Genomic DNA, 17,330 nt, shown 5'->3' with positions numbered 1-17,330 from the left:
CTGGCCAGCGACCGCTCGAAACCACTCACATGGGTGCCGCCCTTGGGAGTGGCAATGATGTTGACGAACGACCGCAACGTCGTCTCATACCCGGTACCCCAGCGCAACGCCACATCCACACCCAGCTCACGGGTCACCTCCGTGGGCGTCATCTGCCCGTGCTCATCCAGCACCGGCACCGTCTCCTTGAAGGTGCCCTGCCCGGAAAACCGCAGCACATCACAGACCGCCTTGTCCTGCGCCAGATACTCACAGAACTCACTGATCCCACCGTCGAAGCGGAAAGACTCCTCCCCCTTCGACCCACCCTCACCCAGACCGAACTCATCACGCACCACCAGCGTCAGCCCCGGCACCAAAAACGCCGTCTGCCGCGCCCGCTGATGCAGATTCTCCAACGACAGCTTCGCGTCCTTCAGGAAGATCTGCCGATCCGCCCAGTACCGCACCCGCGTACCCGTACGAGCCTTGGGGATCTTCTTGACCTTGCTCAGCGTGGCCGACGAGTCGAAGGCCGCGTCGGGTCCCGGCTTGGCGAAGGCGCCGGGGACACCGCGGCGGAAGCTGATGGCGTGGGTGTGTCCGGCGCGGTCCACCTCGACGTCGAGGCGCGCGGAGAGCGCGTTCACCACGGAGGCGCCGACGCCGTGCAGACCGCCGGAGGCCGCGTACGAGCCACCGCCGAACTTTCCGCCCGCGTGCAGCTTCGTCATGACGACCTCGACACCGGAGAGGCCGGTCTTGGGCTCCACGTCGACCGGGATGCCGCGGCCGTTGTCCCGGACCTCCACGGACGCGTCGTCATGGAGGATGACCTCGATGTGGTCGCAGTACCCGCCCAGGGCCTCGTCGACGGAGTTGTCGATGATCTCCCAGAGGCAGTGCATCAGGCCTCGACTGTCCGTCGACCCGATGTACATGCCCGGACGCTTGCGGACGGCCTCGAGTCCCTCCAGGACGAGCAGGTGCCGCGCGGTGTAGTTGGAACCGTCCCGGTCTGCTCCGGTCAGCAATGCTGTGGACGGCACGGACGTCTCGGCGGTCACGCGGTTCGCTCCTCGCTGAATTTCAAGGGGGGTCCTTTGGGGTAAGGACGCGGCTTCGGTTACCGGTGAGAGGGTACCGAGGCCTGGTAGAGCCGTTGTAACGCCACCCTCGTCTCAACTCAGACTAGTCCAGACTCGCATACATGTTCGATCCCTCGTTGGAGTGAAGCGCACGTCACGTTCCCTTCCAGGCATGAACCATTTAGGCTCCGGGCACGTCCTCATGAACAACCGGCAAGCCAGCCGGTGAGGATCCGACCTGACAGACAGCGCGAAACCGTAAGACACGTAAGAGACGCAATACGGCACATTCGCCGCCAACCGGCAACGGACAACCTCCTCAAAAGAAACTTCGAGGAAAAGCCACGAGCGGGAACGTTTTCGGCCTGGTTGGATGTTGACCCTGGTACGACAGCTCGTCGAGCTAGAGAAGAGGCGACGTGACTACTGTTCTGACCCCCGCGAGCCCCCTGACGGCCGCTGATCGCTGCGACCGCTGCGGCGCCCAGGCATACCTGCGCGTCGTCCTGTTGAGCGGCGGTGAACTGCTCTTCTGCGCCCACCACGGCCGCAAGTTCGAGCCGGAACTCAAGAAGATCGCCGCTGAGATACAGGATGAGACGGAGCGACTGACCGCCGTTCCCGAGAGCGCCACCGAAGAGGAACGCTGACACCTCGCACCCACGACGAGCCAGCTCCGGCGCACCAGGCCGGTGAACGGGCGGCGGCCCCTGCCAACAAGGCAGGGACCGCCGCTCGCTCTCGTCACAGGGCCTCTCAAGGCCCCTGGAGGCTCTCCTGAGCCGTTCGCAGGGTCGGCCCGGGGTGGACAGCCACCTCAGCCGTCGCCGCGCGCCAGCCCGGCCACCTCCGAGATCCGCGTGTAGACACCCGGGCTCCCCGGGCGCCCGCAGCCGCTCCCCCAGGACACGAGCCCGATGAGCCGCCCGTGCGCCACCAGCGGCCCGCCGCTGTCCCCCTGACAGGCGTCCCGCCCCCCGTCCGGCTCACCGGCGCAGAGCATCGTGCGGGCGACGTAGCGCCCGTCGGCACTGCCCGGGTACGCCTGCTCACACACGGCGTCGGCCAGCACCTCCACCCGCGCGGCACGCAGCGAGCGGGCGTAGTCACCCGCACCCGAGGTGTCTCCCCAGCCGTACACCGAGGCGCTCGTGCCCGCTTCGTACGCGGAGTCGCCCGAGGGCGCCATGGGGATCGCGTACTTCTCGGGAAGGGGCTCAGCCAGGGTCAGGACCGCCACGTCCCCGGAGTTCGTGTAGTTGTCGTACTCCGGGTTGACCCGGGCGTCACGTACCGGCACCTCTTTCCCCTCGTCCGACCGCAGGTCTCCGCGGCCGGCGATGACCTTCAGGTCCGACACCTCGTCCAGGGGCACTCCGAGCACGTCCTTGCTCATGCAGTGGGCCGCCGTCAGGACCGTGGAACGCCCGACGACCACGCCGCCGCAGAACTGCCCGGCGCGCGCACCGCCGAATCGGTCACGGCTGGAGACGGCCACCACCCACGGACTCTCGGACACCTTCACCGGGTGCCCCCCGATGACCACGCTGTCGGCCGCCGCGGGTGCCGGGGAAGCCAGCGGCAGAGCGGCGGCGGCGGCCGCCAGAGCCAGCACCCCCGTCGATGCTCGGGCGAAGGGACGACGCATGCGATCTCCTCACTCTGGGTTGCCATGGTGCGAACCCAGAGTCACGCAGTATCGCGCACGGCGCACCCGACACGCGACACACGAAAGGCCCGAAGCCGCGCTGCGGGCTTCGGGCCTTTCGTGGGGTGCTCCGGGACTGCCGGTGCCTAGTCGAGGTAGTCGCGCAGGACCTGCGAACGCGACGGGTGACGCAGCTTCGACATCGTCTTCGACTCGATCTGCCGGATGCGCTCACGCGTCACCCCGTAGACCTTGCCGATCTCGTCGAGGGTCTTGGGCTGGCCGTCCGTGAGGCCGAAGCGCATGGAGACCACGCCCGCCTCACGCTCGGACAGCGTGTCCAGGACGGAGTGCAGCTGCTCCTGCAGGAGCGTGAAGCTGACCGCGTCGGCCGGCACGACCGCTTCGGAGTCCTCGATGAGGTCACCGAACTCGCTGTCGCCGTCCTCACCCAGAGGGGTGTGGAGGGAGATCGGCTCACGGCCGTACTTCTGGACCTCGATGACCTTCTCCGGGGTCATGTCGAGTTCCTTGGCCAGCTCCTCCGGCGTGGGCTCACGGCCCAGGTCCTGGAGCATCTGGCGCTGCACGCGCGCGAGCTTGTTGATGACCTCGACCATGTGCACCGGGATACGGATGGTGCGGGCCTGGTCGGCCATGGCGCGGGTGATCGCCTGACGGATCCACCAGGTGGCGTACGTGGAGAACTTGTAGCCCTTGGTGTAGTCGAACTTCTCGACCGCGCGGATCAGACCGAGGTTGCCCTCCTGGATGAGGTCAAGGAAGAGCATGCCGCGGCCGGTGTAGCGCTTGGCCAGGGAGACCACCAGGCGGAGGTTGGCCTCCAGGAGGTGGTTCTTGGCGCGGCGGCCGTCCTCGGCGATGATCTCCAGCTCGCGCTTGAGCTTCGGAGCGAGCTTGTCGGCGTTGGCCAGCTTGTCCTCGGCGAACAGACCGGCCTCGATGCGCTTGGCGAGCTCGACCTCCTGCTCCGCGTTGAGGAGCGGGACCTTGCCGATCTGCTTCAGGTAGTCCTTGACGGGGTCGGCGGTGGCGCCGGCCGCGGCGACCTGCTGGGCGGGCGCGTCGTCCTCGTCCTCGTCGGACAGCACGAAGCCCTGAGCACCCTCCTCGGCGGGCTCGCCCTCACCGGGCTTGCCGGCGGCGGGTGCTTCCTCGGTGGCCTCTTCGTCGAGGAGCTCGTCGGCATCCTTCTTGGAGGTGGTCTTCTTGGCCGTCGTCTTCTTGACGGCGGTCTTCTTCGCGACGGCCTTCTTGGCCGTCGTCTTCTTGGCAGCGACCTTCTTCGCGGGCGCGTCCTCGTCGACGCCGTCCGCGGTCGGCGCCTCAGTGGCGGCGGTGGCGGTGGGCTTCGCTGTGGCGGTCTTGGCCGCGACCGTCCTGGTCGCGGTGCGCTTGGCCGGGCTCTTCGCTGCGACGCTCTTGCGGGGGCGCTTCGGCTCCGCGGCACTGACCATCAGCGTCACACCCTCTTCCTCGAGGATCTGGTTGAGGCTGCGCAGAACGTTCTTCCACTGAGTGGCCGGAATCTGGTCAGCTTCGAAGGCACGACGCACGTCATCGCCGGCGATCTGCCCATCAGCCTTTCCCCGCTCGATGAGCGCCATGACAGAGACGGATTCGGCGATCTCCGGCGGGAGCGTACGGGATGTGCTGGCCGACACGAACAACCTCTCGGAACGTTGGAAAACGGCTTCCGGCCCCGTCCACTGTGGACCGGAGCCGACGACCGGCGGCTGGGGATTGGGCCGACGGCGCGGGCGGGGCCTGGGAGCTGGACAGCGCCGCGAACGACGGCTGTATTCCCTCCTCGGCTATCACCTCTTAGGTCATCGCGCTGTTCCTTGGAGCGTTACGCCCAATCTACGTGGCCCGAGTCACACCCCGTAAGTGCTCAAAAGCATCCATACACGGTCAGAAGCGTCCTATACGCATGCACGAATGATCCCCGGATGCCCGGTGGAGAAACCCCCCACGATCGTGTCGCCGGACCCCGCCGGGCCCTCGAGGAGCCCGCGGCGATCCGGCGACACAAGGAGCGGCGGCAGAGCCGTCGGCGGCGTACGGAGTGACGTACGCGACGACTCGGCGCTGCCGGGAAGCACGCGCACGGCCGCGGCGTCGGTCCGGCCGCGCGGTCAGTGCTCGCGCGGGGCGGGCACGACGCGCTCGACCTCGGGGTGGACGGTCAGCAGCTGCCGCATGGCGGCCTCGGCGCCCGCCCCGTCGCCGGCCGCGAGGGCGTCGACGATGCGCGAGTGGTGCACGAGGGAGGCCTCGCTGGGACGGTCGCAGCCGGTGACCGGTCCGCCCGAGACCTGCAGGGCGGCCGAGACGATGCCGGAGAGGTGCTCCAGCATGCGGTTGCCCGCGAGCTGGATGAGCAGCGAGTGGAACTCGGCGTCGGCGCGCGAGAACGTGATCGAGTCGCCCTGGGCCAGCGCGTGCCCCATGATCTCGACCATGTCGGCGAGACGCTGCTGCACCTCCTCGCGGCCGTGTCCGGCGGCGAGGCGGGCGGCGAGGGGCTCGATCATCCAGCGCAGCTCTCCGAGTTCGCGCCGCTGGTCGTCGCGCTGTGGCCCGAAGGCCCGCCACTCGATGATGTCCGGGTCGAGCAGGTTCCAGTCACTGACGGGACGTACGCGCGTGCCCACGTTGGGCCGGGCACTGACGAGGCCCTTCGCCTCGAGCACGCGCAGGGACTCACGGACGACGGTCCGGGAGACCTCGAAACGCTGGCCGATCTCCTCGGGGACCAGCGGGCGGTCGGCGCCGAGGTCACCGGAGACGATCATCTGGCCGAGTTGCTGGACGAGTTGGCCGTGCAACCCGCGGCCGCGGCTTCCGGCGGCGCGCCGGCCCACGCGCCCCAGGTCCTGGTCGGCGCCGTCCCATACGGAAGCGGCAGCGCGCTCGCCTGCCGGGGACTCGGCATAGGGGTATCGGTCGAGGCCGCCCGGGCCGGCGAGACCGGAGTCGGCGGAGCGGGCGGTGGTCATCATGGTGTGCGCAAGGGTACTCACGGATCAGTTGTCGGCGCTGCTCCCAACTCCCTTGAGGTCTTTGGTGAAAAGCACACGAAAGGGTGATCGCTTACCCTTCCGCAATTGACGCCTTATCGGAAAGAAACGGACGCCGTCCGGGGAGTTGCGCACCGCCTCCCGACGGAGGCCGTCGGGAGCTGACGGACGGGCGTCAGCGCACCCTGGCGCGCGTGGCCGTGAACAGATATGCGCAGAGCAGAGCGGTCAGCGACAACATCAGCGCACTGCCCACGGGTTGGGCGAGCATGCGCACTCCCGCCGCCAGATACCGCTCGGCGCCGAACGGCCACTGCACCAGGGCGAGGTCTCTCAGCCGTCCCGGGAGTCCGGCCGCCGATCGCACAGACGGTCCCTCGACGGCCTTCTGTACGAGCGGTACGACGATGATCGGCACCGCGAGCACCGCGGCGAGACCCGCGGTCGTGGACCGGAAGACGCCCGCCGCCAGCACCCCGGCCCAGGAACAGCCGGTGACCAGCGCGATCCAACTCGCGGTCAGGGACGGCCAGTCCGCGGGAACTTTCGTGAGCTCGTCTCCGTACACAAGGTGGAGCAGCACGGCGTCGGAGGCCACCACGAGGCCGCTCAGCAGCAGGGCGGTGGCGGCCGCGACGAGGAGTTTGGCGGCGAGCATCCCGAGGCGGCGCGGGACGGTCCCCCGGTCGGTGGCGAGGGCGGGGTGGCGGAACTCGTCGCCGAAGGCGAGAGCACCGAGCAGCCCGGCGCCAAGGGCCGCCGGCGGCAGGGGAAGTTCGTGGGGCCAGGCGGCGAGGAGGCGCGGCTGCGGCGTGTGCCCGGACCGCGCGAGGAAGATGCAGAGCAGGGCGGAGGTGGCGAGGACGGCGGCCAGGGTGAGGTATCCCGTGCCGACGCCGAGCAGGCGACGCAGTTCGTAGCGCAGGGGGCGAAGAGGGCTTCGGCCGGCGCGGACGGTGATGGGGGGCGGCAGGGCGGACAGCGCGCTCTGCGGAGCGGGCGGGGCCGAGAAGCGCGGGGTGGCGCCCGTCCCGACGACAGCGCCGCCCTCGAACGGCACGGTGTCGTCGGCGTCGAGGGGCGCCAGCGGGACCAGCCGGCTGCTCCGCGCCCCCTCCGTCCCGCCTTCGGCGGCGACGTCACCGGCAGGGGCGTCAGCAGCGGAGGCGCCTTCAGCAGGGGGGCCCGCGAGGGCTTCGGCTGTGGCGTCCGCGAAGGCTTCGGCTGAGGCGTCCGTGCAGATCCCCGCCGAGCCGTCGGCGAACTGCTCGGCGAACTGCTCGGCGGGGATCTGCACGGACTCGGAGGCGGATGCCGCGTCGGAGGCTTCGGCCGCCGAGGGCGCCGACACCTCGGCCCAGGCTTCCGCCGGGCCCGGCGCGGGGCCGGCGACCGGACGGGCGCCGATGCCCGCTTCGGCACCGGCCACGCGACCGCCCGCCCCTGCGGACCCGAGTGACGGTGCGGCCCCCTGAGATCCCGCGGCCCCCGACGACTCCCACCGCTCCGCCGCGCCAGGCCCCGCATCGCCCACCTCGTCCGCGAGTTGGTGGACGAGGATGCTGTGCCGGTACGCGGTCTCCCCCACGTCGGCGCAGTTGCTGCCGTACACCGAGAGCCTGTTGCCGTCCTCCTTGACCACCTCGATGGAGCGATGGCCCACGCGCGCCTCTTTCGTGAGCAGGGCGCCGAGGCGGGCGGCGTGCGGGCTCCGGACGGCGACGCGGGGACGGAGTCTGGTGCGGGCGAAGTCCGCGGCCTCCTGGTCGGCCACGAGCCGCCCCGCCTCCAGGGTGACGACGCGGTCGGCGGTGCGTGCGGCCTCCCTGGGGTCGTCCGTGGTGAAGAGGACCGTGCCGCCGTGGCTCGCGTGGGCACGCAGGATTCCGTGCAGCCACGCGCCCTCCCGTGCCGAGAGGCCGTCGCCCGGTGCGTCGAGGACGAGGGTGTGCGGGTCGGCGAGCAGGGCGCAGGCGAGCCCCAGGCGGCGGTCCATGCCGCGGGAGAGGGCGCCGAGGCACTGGTCGCGGAGACTGACGAGGCCGACGACCTCCAGGACGTCGTCGGCCCGCCGTACGGGCACGCCGACGGCCGCGCACACCATGCGCAGATGACCGCGGACCGAGCGTGCGGGATGTCCGGGGACATCACCGAGGAGCACACCCACCTCACGCGAGGGGTGGGCGATGCGGTGCAGTGGACGCCCTCTGAAGTACGTGACTCCACGGCCCTGTTGGAGTTCGAGCATCAGCCGCAGCGCCGTGGTCGGGCCGGTGGCCTCGGCGTCGAGCAGCGCCGTGACGAGGCCGGTCCGCGCCTCGAAGGACACGTCGTCCACGGCGGGCGGGAGCTCCTGGCGGGGATTGCTGGTCAGTCCGATGGCCTGGATCATCGCTTCTCTCGCAGGATGTGCGACCGTTCGGCGGCCGGGGACCGTCCGCCGGGTCGGGGACGGACTAATCCCGTGGGTACTGCAGCAAGATAACGCGACATTTACGGCTTTTCGGTCAGGGTGTGGGCCACTGGTGTCCAGGGAGGGGCCCGACCGGCCGGATCAGCAGGTGACGGCGAGCGCGGCCGTCAGACTTCGGGGCGCAGCATCGGCGGGTTGAGGAGCGTCGCCCCGCCCGCGCGGAAGAGCTGGGCGGGGCGGCCGCCCTGCCGGGTGGTCGTCCCGCCGGTGGGCACGAGGAAGCCCGGGGTGCCGGTGACCTTGCGGTGGAAGTTGCGCGGGTCGAGGACGACGCCCCAGACGGCCTCGTACACCCGGCGCAGCTCGCCGACGGTGAACTCGGGCGGGCAGAAGGCGGTGGCCAGCGACGAGTACTCGATCTTCGAGCGGGCGCGCTCCACGCCGTCCGCGAGGATCCGGGCATGGTCGAAGGCGAGCGGCGCCGCCTGTTCGTCCTCGCGGCCGTATCCTCCCTGCTTGAGCAGGGCCTCGACCGGCGCCCAGCGCGCGCTGTGCGCGTCGCCGCCTGCGCGGGGTGCGGGCAGGTCGGGGGCGAGCGCCAGGTGGGCGACGCTGACGACGCGCATGCGTGGATCGCGCTGGGGGTCGCCGTAGGTGGCGAGCTGTTCGAGGTGCGCTCCGTTGACCTGGGCCGGTGCGTCGGGGTCGTGAGCGCACAGGCCCGTTTCCTCGATCAGCTCGCGCGCCGCCGCGGCCGACAGGTCCTCGTCCTGGCGTACGAATCCGCCGGGGAGCGCCCAACGCCCCTGGAACGGCTGCTCACCGCGCCGCACGGCGAGTGCGCAGAGCGCGTGACGGCGCACGGTCAACACGACCAGGTCGACGGTGACTGCGAAGGGCGGGAAAGCCGACGGGTCGTAGGGCGACATGCCGCGATCATAGTCGTCTGCCTGACGATAAACACCTCCTTCGCACATCGCTTCCCGGTCCGGTCCGCCCGGACCACCTGTCCGTTCCTCTGCGTGCCGCCGCTGCGGGCCCGTCGGCGTCACACCCCCAACTGCAGCCCGTCGGCCGCCTCCTCGACCATGGCGAGGCCCAGCCGGCTCACCCGCACGGAGAAGGGGGCTCCTGCGACGCTCAGCTCGCTCAGTCCGAGCTCGCCCAGCGGGGCGCCGCGGACCGGGCTCAGCGTCACCGTGCCGGCGGGCGCGTCGGGCCGGATCCCGGCGAGCGCCGTGAGGACGTGCACCCCGGCGGCCGCGGCGGTGGCCGCCGGGCGGCAGGCTGCCGGGTGCGGCAGCGGGGCCCCGCCCTCGGTGCGCTGCTCCCCCGCGTACATCTCGGGAAGCCGGTACCCGAAGGCCTCGGCCGCCGACAGCAGGCCACGCAGCAGCGAGGTCGCCTCCTTCTCGTACCCCGCAGCCGCCAGTCCGGTGACGGCGACGGCCGTCTCCTGCACCCGGACCGCCCCGCCCCGGTGCCCGAACGGGTTGTACGCGGCTTCCTTCGCACCCAGCCCGCGCAGCCCCCACCCGGAGTCCATGGCGGGCCCGCCGAGCAGCCGGGCCAGCTGCTCGGTCATGACCTTGTCGAGCAGGCCGGGCGCGAGCGTGCCGGCGCCGAGCAGGCCGGTGTCCAGGAGGTGCGCCGCTCCCCCGGTGAGATGAGGCACGGGCCGCCCGTCGCGCAGGCGGGCCGCGGCCGGTCTGCCGCCCGCCCGGTCCTCCACCCAGAACTCCTCCCGGTACGCGGACCGCAGCCGCGCCGCCCACTGCCGCAGGCCCGCCCCGTCCGCGCGGCCGTGCGCGTCGAGCAGGTCGGCGCCGAGCAGAGCCGCCCGGTGGGCGTGCGCCTGGATCTCACCGCGCGCGAGCCCGCCCGGGGTCACGTCGGGCAGGAACACGCCGTCGCCGACCGCCGTACGCAGCCACGTCAGGCACCGCTCCGCGGCGGGCAGCAGGTCCTCGACCTCCTGCGCCGGCAGACCCCAGCGCCACGCCTCCGCGAGGAGTGCCGGGAAGAGCAGGGTCGCCTCGGCCCCCGTGCAGCCGGGCGGCAGGTGCGGTCCCGCGTCCCGCAGCGGACCCGGCAGCAGGCCCGACCTCGGCCCGGGGCCGCCGAGTTGACCGCGGGCCAGCGTGCGCAGGGTCCCCGCGGCGATGCGGGTGCCCAGCGGCAGTGTCATGCGGGCGGCGGCAAGCGCCTCGGCCGGCGCCAGCCCGCAGCGCCAGGGTGCGCCTGCGGCGAGGAACAGGTCGGTGGGGCGCTCGGGGTCGCGCAGCAGCAACGCCTGCAAGTCCTCGACGGAACGGGCGAGAAGCGGCTGGAGTCTGGGGTCGTCGCCGACCGCCCGCGCCCCGGCTGCCGAGCGAAGCCCTCCGTGACCCGCAGCGCGGATCGGTCCGGCACCGTCCGGTCGTACCCGCAGCTCCACGCTCCGGGAGGCCCCCGGCGGCAGGTCCACCTCCCAGCGCAGCAGCCCCGCGGAGGCCAGGGCGTCCTCGGGCGCGGGGTCGGCGGTGACCAGGCAACTGGCCGGTCCTGCGGACCAGCGCATGCCGGAGGCGTGCACGCTGGCCGGCAGTTCGGGTCCGGGCCTGCCCGACGCGACCATGCCCACCTCGGCGAGATCCGTGCCGAGCGAGACCTCGACGGGCAGCCGCAGCGGGCGCCCGGACGCGCTGTGCAGGGTGATCCGCTCCGTGCCGTCCGCGTGGCGGATCCGCTCGACGACGACTTCCGGGTCGGGGCCGCCGTCCGTCGGCAGCCGGAGCGTCGCGACGAACCGGGCGCGGTCCGCGGAGAGCATGCGGGCCTGCACGGCGGCCGGTTCGCGCCCCGCCACCCGCACCTGACAGCGGGACAGGGTCCGGCGCCCCGCGCGGTAGAAGCCCTCCAGTCCACGGCCGGTCAGTTGCCCCTGGTCCGTGGAGATCGCGAGGGCGGGCAGCGCGACGCAGATCAGCAAGGAGTGCGCGGGCGGGAGTTCCACGGGGCGGCGCGGCATCGGAGCCGGAGCGGGGGCGCGGGCCGGGCCACCGGGCAGGGGCGTGCGGGCCGGCACGGCTCGCCTGGGCCCCTCCCTGTCGGAGACGGAAGACGGAGCGGGGAGAGACATGGGGCAGCTTCTTCTGCGTTGTCTGCGCTACGGGAGGTCGGAGGAGGTGCGACGGCGCGACCCGGCTACGGGTACCGCCACACAGGTGAACGGGCCGACCCCGCTCCGGGTCACGCCCCCGCCCCGGGAAGCCGACCAGGTGGCCCTGACGTCCCGGGCGAACCGGCCCCGATCGCCGTCGCGTCGCTCGTCGGCACCACCGCGGAGCTCGTGTGCCCCTCTGCCGGGCACGCCACCGCGGGAACCGCGTCCTCATCGGTCGTCCCTCGCACCCCGGCGCATGGTGCGGCGTCGGTTCAGCGGGCCCGCGCCCCGGCCGCCCGACGTACGCGGGCCGCCGAAGGGGCGCCGGCCGCCCCCGGGAGTGCGGGGTCCGTCGTCCGTCGAGCGCGGCAGGTGGCGGCGGCGCCATCGAGGCAGTGAAACCTTTTCCGGGGCCTGCGCCTCGGGGGGAGCCGCTGAGCCGGAGGGGCCCGCGATGGGCACGGCGTCCGTATCGCCCGCACGTGCCCCTTCGCTCGCCTCCACCCCTTCTCCGGCCTCCGCTTCTGTTCGCACTTCCGCCCCCGTTCCCTCTTCCACCGCTGCTCCCTCTTCCCTCTCTGCTCCCCGCTCGCCCTCCTCGCGTTCGTCACGCGCGCCGCGCAGGCAGCGGCGGATCGACTCGGGGTCCACACCTTCGTTGCAGGCCTGGTTGAGGAGGAGGGCGAACGCGTAACGGGAGTCGGCGCACAGGGCCATGTCCAGGGCCTCCTGGCCCTCCGTCAGGTCCCCGAGGGACCAGGCGACCCAGCCCGCCAGGGCCAGCGGGGCCGCCGCATATTCCGTGTACGCCCCGACGCACCGCCGGGCGAGGGCCCTCCAGAGACGCAGCGCGGGCGGTGCCGTGTCGCCCTCCATCCACTCTGCCGCACGGTCGCGGGTCGTCCGGACCTGGAGGCCGAGGATCAGCGCGGCCGCCTCGTCGTGCGCGATCAGCTCGTCGTCGCCGTTGTCCGCGTCGAGCGCGTCGGGGGACTGCGGCGCGGCGGCCAGGCGTGCCATGACCCGGCGGGCCAGGTCGATCGTCTCGGCGGCGACGCCCCGGCTCACCTCTTCCTCCTCCTCGTTCAGGATCCTGGGGACGAGGTCGAGGCCTGCCGCGTCGAGCGCGCGCTCCTGGTCTGCCGCGGCGGCGGTCTGCCACGGTGTGAGGCGCCCACGGATCTCACGCTGCGTGGTGTCCGTCCGCACGCCCATGTAGGTCGCGGCGGCGGCGAGGACCGACGTGCCCGGCCTGAGCAGAGCGATGCCCTCCGGCGGGCAGCATCGGGTGTCCGGGCAGCAGTAGGTCCAGAAGCGGCCCGCCGAAATGCACACGACCTCCAGCACCGGGACGTCGAGGCTGCCGCACGACGTGCGCAGCGCCTGGGCCAGCGGTCGCAGGCGCTCCACGACCTGCCGCCCGGTCTCCGTGCCGTCGGGTTCCTGGCAGAGGAAGGCGACGACGCCGTCGGGCCGCGCGCCCCGCCGCTCGCACCCGCCCACCAGGCACTGGGCCAACTGCTGTGCGACACACGGCCAGTCCTCCGCGCGCTCGGGGACGCCGAGGCGCACGCGGCCGCCGAACCTCCCCCGCTCGCCGTGCAGGGCGATGAGCACCATGCTCTCCTCGGGCCTGAACCCGAGCAAGTACGGCAGGGCGTCCGCCAGTTCGGCCGGTGTGCGCAGGGTGACCACCGGCTCGTCGGCAGGTCCGGCTGCTTCGCTGCGATGCGTCGTGCGTCGATTCGTCATGCGCCGACTCTCGCGCGAATCGCGGGATTCCGGTTGCCCCTGTGGATAACCCCGATCAGGGGCACGCCAACACTTGTCCACAGCCTCGCCCGACATTAATTAGGTTAGGCTAAGCTAAGGTCAACTTGGCAGTCCGGACTCGGCGGTGCGTGCGTCATCAGGGGAGGAGAAATCACCCATGGGCATACCCGCCATCGGCGCCGTGGGCTCACCCGCCATCGGCTCCTACCCGATGCCGGACCGCACCGCCCTCCCCCGGTCCCAGGTTTCCTGGCGGATCGATCCGACACGTGCCGCACTACTGGTGCACGACATGCAGAACCACTTCGTAGGAGCGTTCCCGACAGGACGCTCCCCCGTGGTGGAACTCGTCGACAACATAGCGACACTCAGGGAACTCGCGGGGACCTTGGGCATGCCGGTCGTCTTCAGTGCCGAGCCCGCAGGTCAGGCACCGGGACAGCGCGGCCTCGTCGCCGACATGTGGGGACCCGGCATCGGCGACGAACCGGGCGCCGCCGCCATCGTCACCCCCCTCACGCCCCGCGCGGGCGAGCATCTGGTGGCGAACGTGCGCCACAACGCCTTCTTAAGAAGTCACCTCGGCCGGCTGCTGCGTTCGAAGGGCCGCGACCAGCTGATCGTCTGCGGGGTGTACGCGCACCTCGGCGTCCTGCTGACCGCGGCGGACGCCTTCATGCACGACATCCAGCCGTTCGTCGTCGCGGACGCGGTGGCCGACCTCTCCGCCGAGGACCACGCCCTGGCACTTCGCTGGGCCGCGCGCAGCGGCATGGTCTGCACGACGGACGCCCTGCTGCGCGGTCTGCTCCTGCACAGGGAGCCGAAGAACGCGTGACGTTCACACGGAGCGCGCGGACCGCGCGCCGGCCGACGCCGTGCCCCGTCCCGGGCGGCGGGCGCCGGACACCCGGCGGACACCGGACACACGGACACCACGAGAGACGGAGACCATGACAGTACGGGCCGCGGTGGCCGGAGCCAGTGGCTATGCCGGCGGGGAGATCCTCCGCCTGCTGGCGGCGCATCCGGAGATCGAGATCGGCGCGGTGACCGCGCACAGCAGCGCGGGACGCGGACTTCGGGAGGTGCAACCGCACCTGGCCGCCGTCGCGGACCGGGTCCTTGAGCCGACGTCCGCGCAGGTACTGGACGGGCATGACGTGGTGTTCCTCGCGCTGCCGCACGGCCAGTCCGCCGCACTGGCACGGCAGTTGGCGCCCGGCACCCTGGTCGTGGACTGCGGGGCGGACTTCCGGCTGCGCGAGCCGGCCGACTGGGAACGGTTCTACGGCTCCCCGCACGCCGGCACCTGGCCCTACGGACTGCCGGAACTGCCCGGGGCGCGGGACGAGTTGAAGGGCACCGACCGTATCGCCGTACCCGGCTGCTACCCGACGGCCGTGACGCTGGCGCTGTACCCGGCGTTCCTGGCGCAGTTGGTGGAGCCGGAGGCCGTCGTCGTCGCCGCGAGCGGTACCTCGGGGGCGGGCCGGGTGGCCAAGCCGCAGCTGGTCGGCTCCGAGGTGATGGGGTCGATGACGCCCTACGGAGTCGGGGGCGGCCACCGGCACACGCCGGAACTGACGCAGAACCTGTCGCAGGTCGCGGGGGAGCGCGTGACCGTCTCCTTCACGCCGACGCTCGCCCCCATGCCCCGGGGCATCCTCGCCACCTGTTCGGCCCGCCTGCGCCCCGGCCTGACGGCCCGCGACGCGCGGGACGACGCCCGTGCCGCGTACGAGACCGCCTACGCCGACGAACCGTTCGTACACCTGCTGCCGCCGGGCGCCTGGCCGTCCACGGCCGCCATCCTCGGGTCGAACACGGCCCAGGTGCAGGTGGCCGTGGACGCCGACGCCCGCAGGCTTGTCTGTGTCAGCGCGATCGACAACCTGACCAAGGGCACTGCGGGCGGTGCGGTGCAGAGCATGAACATCGCCCTCGGCCTGCCCGAAGAGACGGGCCTTCCCATGAACGGAGTGGCTCCGTGAGCGTGACCGCTGCCCGTGGCTTCCTCGCGAGCGGGGTGGCCGCCGGGATCAAGGAGTCCGGCGCCCCGGACCTGGCCCTGGTGGTGAACCGCGGTCCGTCTGCCGCGGCGGCCGGGGTGTTCACATCGAACCGTGTGCAGGCCGCGCCCGTGCGCTGGACCCGGCGCGCACTGTCGGACGGCACGCTGTCCGCCGTCGTCCTCAACTCGGGCGGCGCCAACGCCTGCACGGGCCCCGCGGGCGAGGACGACACCCGGGCCATGGCCGAGCGCACCGCCCGCGCGGTCGGCGCCGGGGCCGAAGAGATCGCGGTCTGCTCCACGGGAGTGATCGGCGTCCGGCTGCCCATGGAGCAGGTGACGGCGGGCATCGACGACGCCGCCGCACAGCTGTCGGACGACGGCGGCGAGTCCGCGGCCGTCGCGATCAAGACGACCGACTCGGTGCACAAGACGGCGGTGGCGGCCGGTCCCGGCTGGAGCGTCGGCGGCATGGCGAAGGGCGCGGGCATGCTCGCGCCCGGCCTCGCGACCATGCTGGTCGTCCTCACCACGGACGCCGACGTGAGCGCGCCCGAACTCGACTCCGTGCTGCGGGAAGCGGTGCGCACCACGTTCGACCGGGTGGACTCGGACGGCTGCATGTCCACCAACGACACCGTGCTCCTGCTCGCCTCCGGCGCCAGCGGGGTGCGCCCGGAGCCTGCCGTGTTCGCGGCGGCCGTGCACGCCGTGTGTCTCGACCTCGCGCACCGGCTGATCGCGGACGCGGAGGGCGCGTCGAAGGAGATCGAGGTGCGCGTCGTCGGCGCGGCCTCGGAGCGGGACGCGGTGGAGGTGGGCCGGTCGGTGGCCAGGAACAACCTCCTCAAGTGCGCCCTGCACGGCGAGGATCCGAACTGGGGCCGGGTGCTCTCGGCGATCGGCACGACCTCCGCCGCCTTCGATCCCGAGCGCCTGGACGTGGTGATCAACGGCGTACGGGTGTGCAGGGACGGCGCGGCCGGAGAGCCCAGGGACACGGTGGACCTTTCGGGCCGTCACGTGACGGTCGTCGTCGACCTGCGCTGCGGCGACGCGACGGCCACGATCTGGACGAACGACCTCACCGCCGCGTACGTCCACGAGAACAGCGCGTACAGCTCATGAACGGAGCAGGGACAGACATGAGCACGGTCGTCAGCGAGGGCGCGGAAGCGGATCCGTCCGTCGGGGAACTCCTGCGCTCCGCGGATCCGCGGGGCAGCGTGGTCGTCGTCAAGTTCGGCGGCAACGCGATGGTGGACGAGAACCTGCAACGGACCTTCGCCCGGGACGTCGTGGAGCTCTGGCACGCGGGCCTGCGCCCGGTCGTCGTGCACGGCGGCGGACCGCAGATCAGCGCGATGCTCGACCGCCTCGCCCTGGAGAGCCGCTTCGAGGCGGGCCTGCGGGTGACCACTCCGGAGACGATGGACGTCGTACGCATGGTGCTCACCGGCCGGGTCCAACGGGAGCTGGTCGGCCACATCAACGCCCACGGTCCCTACGCCGTGGGGATGACCGGCGAGGACGCACACACGATGACGGCCGTGCGGCGGCCGGCCTGGGTGGACGGCCGTCCGGTGGACATCGGCCTCGTCGGCGAGGTCGTGGACGTGAACCCGGGCATGGTGCGCGCGCTCCTGGAGCAGGGCCACATCCCGGTGGTCTCCCCCGTCGCGCGCGGCGAGGAGGGCGAGGTCTACAACGTCAACGCCGACCTCGCGGCGTCGGCCCTCGCCGTGGCCCTGGACGCCGAACGCCTGGTGATGCTCACCGACGTGGCGGGGCTGTACGCGGACTGGCCGCACAGCACCGAGGTGATCGAACACCTGACGGCCGACGCGCTGGACGAGCTGCTGCCGGGTCTGGCGAGCGGGATGCTGCCGAAGATGGAGGGCTGTCTGCAGGCCGTCCGCGGCGGGGTGCGCCGGGCGCACGTGCTCGACGGCCGGGTCCCGCACGCGGTCCTGAACGGCCTCCTCAGTGAGAAGAGCCCCGGTACCACCGTGGTGCGTGACGGCGGCGACGCCGTTGCCGCGGTTCCCGACCACAGCCCGGACCACGACGAGTGCGCCGTCTGACGGCCCGCCCGCCCCGGGGGAAAGGGGGGGGGGGGGGGGGGGGGGGGAGGGGGGGGGGGGGGGGGGGGGAGGGGGGGAGGGGGGGGGGGGGAGGGAGTAGGGGAAGACCGTAGCAGGCGTCGGGTCGGGGCACGCGGGCCTA

The 17,330-nt window shown here is 72.2% G+C and carries 13 protein-coding genes; 5 read left to right on the top strand and 8 right to left on the bottom strand.

All coding sequences use genetic code 11. The features are described 5' to 3' along the window. A partial coding sequence (locus ACZ592_RS37060; RefSeq protein WP_471586137.1) for an ATP-binding protein occupies nt 1-1,046 on the bottom strand: 1,046 nt, incomplete at its 3' end. A 440-nt stretch (nt 1,047-1,486) separates the two neighbouring features. Between ACZ592_RS37060 and ACZ592_RS37055 the strand changes: the two genes are divergently transcribed. Then, the gene (locus ACZ592_RS37055; protein ID WP_055544920.1) at nt 1,487-1,717 is read left to right on the top strand and encodes a DUF7455 domain-containing protein; all 231 of its coding nucleotides are present in this window, start codon (nt 1,487-1,489) and stop codon (nt 1,715-1,717) included. Nucleotides 1,718-1,884: 167 nt separating this feature from the next. Here the strand turns inward: ACZ592_RS37055 and ACZ592_RS37050 are convergent, their stop codons facing one another. The 7 genes from ACZ592_RS37050 to ACZ592_RS37020 all read right to left on the bottom strand — a co-directional run bounded on the left by ACZ592_RS37050 (nt 1,885) and on the right by ACZ592_RS37020 (nt 13,069). Then, nucleotides 1,885-2,715, bottom strand: a complete 831-nt coding sequence (locus tag ACZ592_RS37050) for a serine protease (protein WP_471586136.1) — start codon at nt 2,713-2,715, stop codon at nt 1,885-1,887. Nucleotides 2,716-2,861: 146 nt separating this feature from the next. Then, nucleotides 2,862-4,406, bottom strand: a complete 1,545-nt coding sequence (locus ACZ592_RS37045) for an RNA polymerase sigma factor (protein WP_471586135.1) — start codon at nt 4,404-4,406, stop codon at nt 2,862-2,864. Nucleotides 4,407-4,874: 468 nt separating this feature from the next. Next, on the bottom strand, nt 4,875-5,762 hold the full coding sequence (locus tag ACZ592_RS37040; RefSeq protein ID WP_471586134.1) for a FadR/GntR family transcriptional regulator: 888 nt from the start codon (nt 5,760-5,762) through the stop codon (nt 4,875-4,877). A gap of 172 nt (nt 5,763-5,934) precedes the next feature. After that, nucleotides 5,935-8,151 carry an ATP-binding cassette domain-containing protein gene (locus tag ACZ592_RS37035; RefSeq protein WP_471586133.1) on the bottom strand — a complete coding sequence of 739 codons (2,217 nt, stop codon included), beginning with the start codon at nt 8,149-8,151 and terminating at the stop codon, nt 5,935-5,937. 188 nt (nt 8,152-8,339) lie between these two features. Further along, nucleotides 8,340-9,101 (bottom strand): NUDIX hydrolase, encoded by a 762-nt coding sequence (locus tag ACZ592_RS37030; RefSeq protein WP_471586132.1) that lies wholly within the window; start codon nt 9,099-9,101, stop codon nt 8,340-8,342. Between the two features lie 119 nt (nt 9,102-9,220). Then, nucleotides 9,221-11,182: a glycogen debranching N-terminal domain-containing protein gene (locus ACZ592_RS37025; protein ID WP_471586143.1), complete on the bottom strand. Its 1,962-nt coding sequence runs from the start codon at nt 11,180-11,182 to the stop codon at nt 9,221-9,223. Nucleotides 11,183-11,545: 363 nt separating this feature from the next. Continuing rightward, nucleotides 11,546-13,069, bottom strand: coding sequence for a DUF4192 domain-containing protein (locus ACZ592_RS37020; protein ID WP_471586131.1), 1,524 nt, complete (start codon nt 13,067-13,069; stop codon nt 11,546-11,548). Nucleotides 13,070-13,247: 178 nt separating this feature from the next. On the opposite strand from ACZ592_RS37020, the gene ACZ592_RS37015 reads away from it, so the two are divergent. From ACZ592_RS37015 to argB, 4 genes are all read left to right on the top strand, one after another. Further along, nucleotides 13,248-13,928 (top strand): isochorismatase family protein, encoded by a 681-nt coding sequence (locus tag ACZ592_RS37015; protein ID WP_471586130.1) that lies wholly within the window; start codon nt 13,248-13,250, stop codon nt 13,926-13,928. A gap of 115 nt (nt 13,929-14,043) precedes the next feature. After that, nucleotides 14,044-15,084, top strand: coding sequence for an N-acetyl-gamma-glutamyl-phosphate reductase (gene argC / locus ACZ592_RS37010; protein WP_471586129.1), 1,041 nt, complete (start codon nt 14,044-14,046; stop codon nt 15,082-15,084). Continuing rightward, entirely contained in the window at nt 15,081-16,232 is a 1,152-nt protein-coding gene (argJ, locus tag ACZ592_RS37005; RefSeq protein WP_471586128.1) for a bifunctional glutamate N-acetyltransferase/amino-acid acetyltransferase ArgJ, read from the top strand. The genes argC and argJ overlap by 4 nt, the downstream gene beginning before the upstream one ends. Before the next feature lie 17 nt (nt 16,233-16,249). Then, nucleotides 16,250-17,188 (top strand): acetylglutamate kinase, encoded by a 939-nt coding sequence (gene argB, locus ACZ592_RS37000; RefSeq protein ID WP_471586127.1) that lies wholly within the window; start codon nt 16,250-16,252, stop codon nt 17,186-17,188. The last annotated feature ends 142 nt before the right edge of the window (nt 17,189-17,330 follow it).

This window comes from Streptomyces sp. NPDC040622 (genome assembly GCF_055593965.1).
This window is presented reverse-complemented; position numbering and strand designations above follow the sequence as displayed.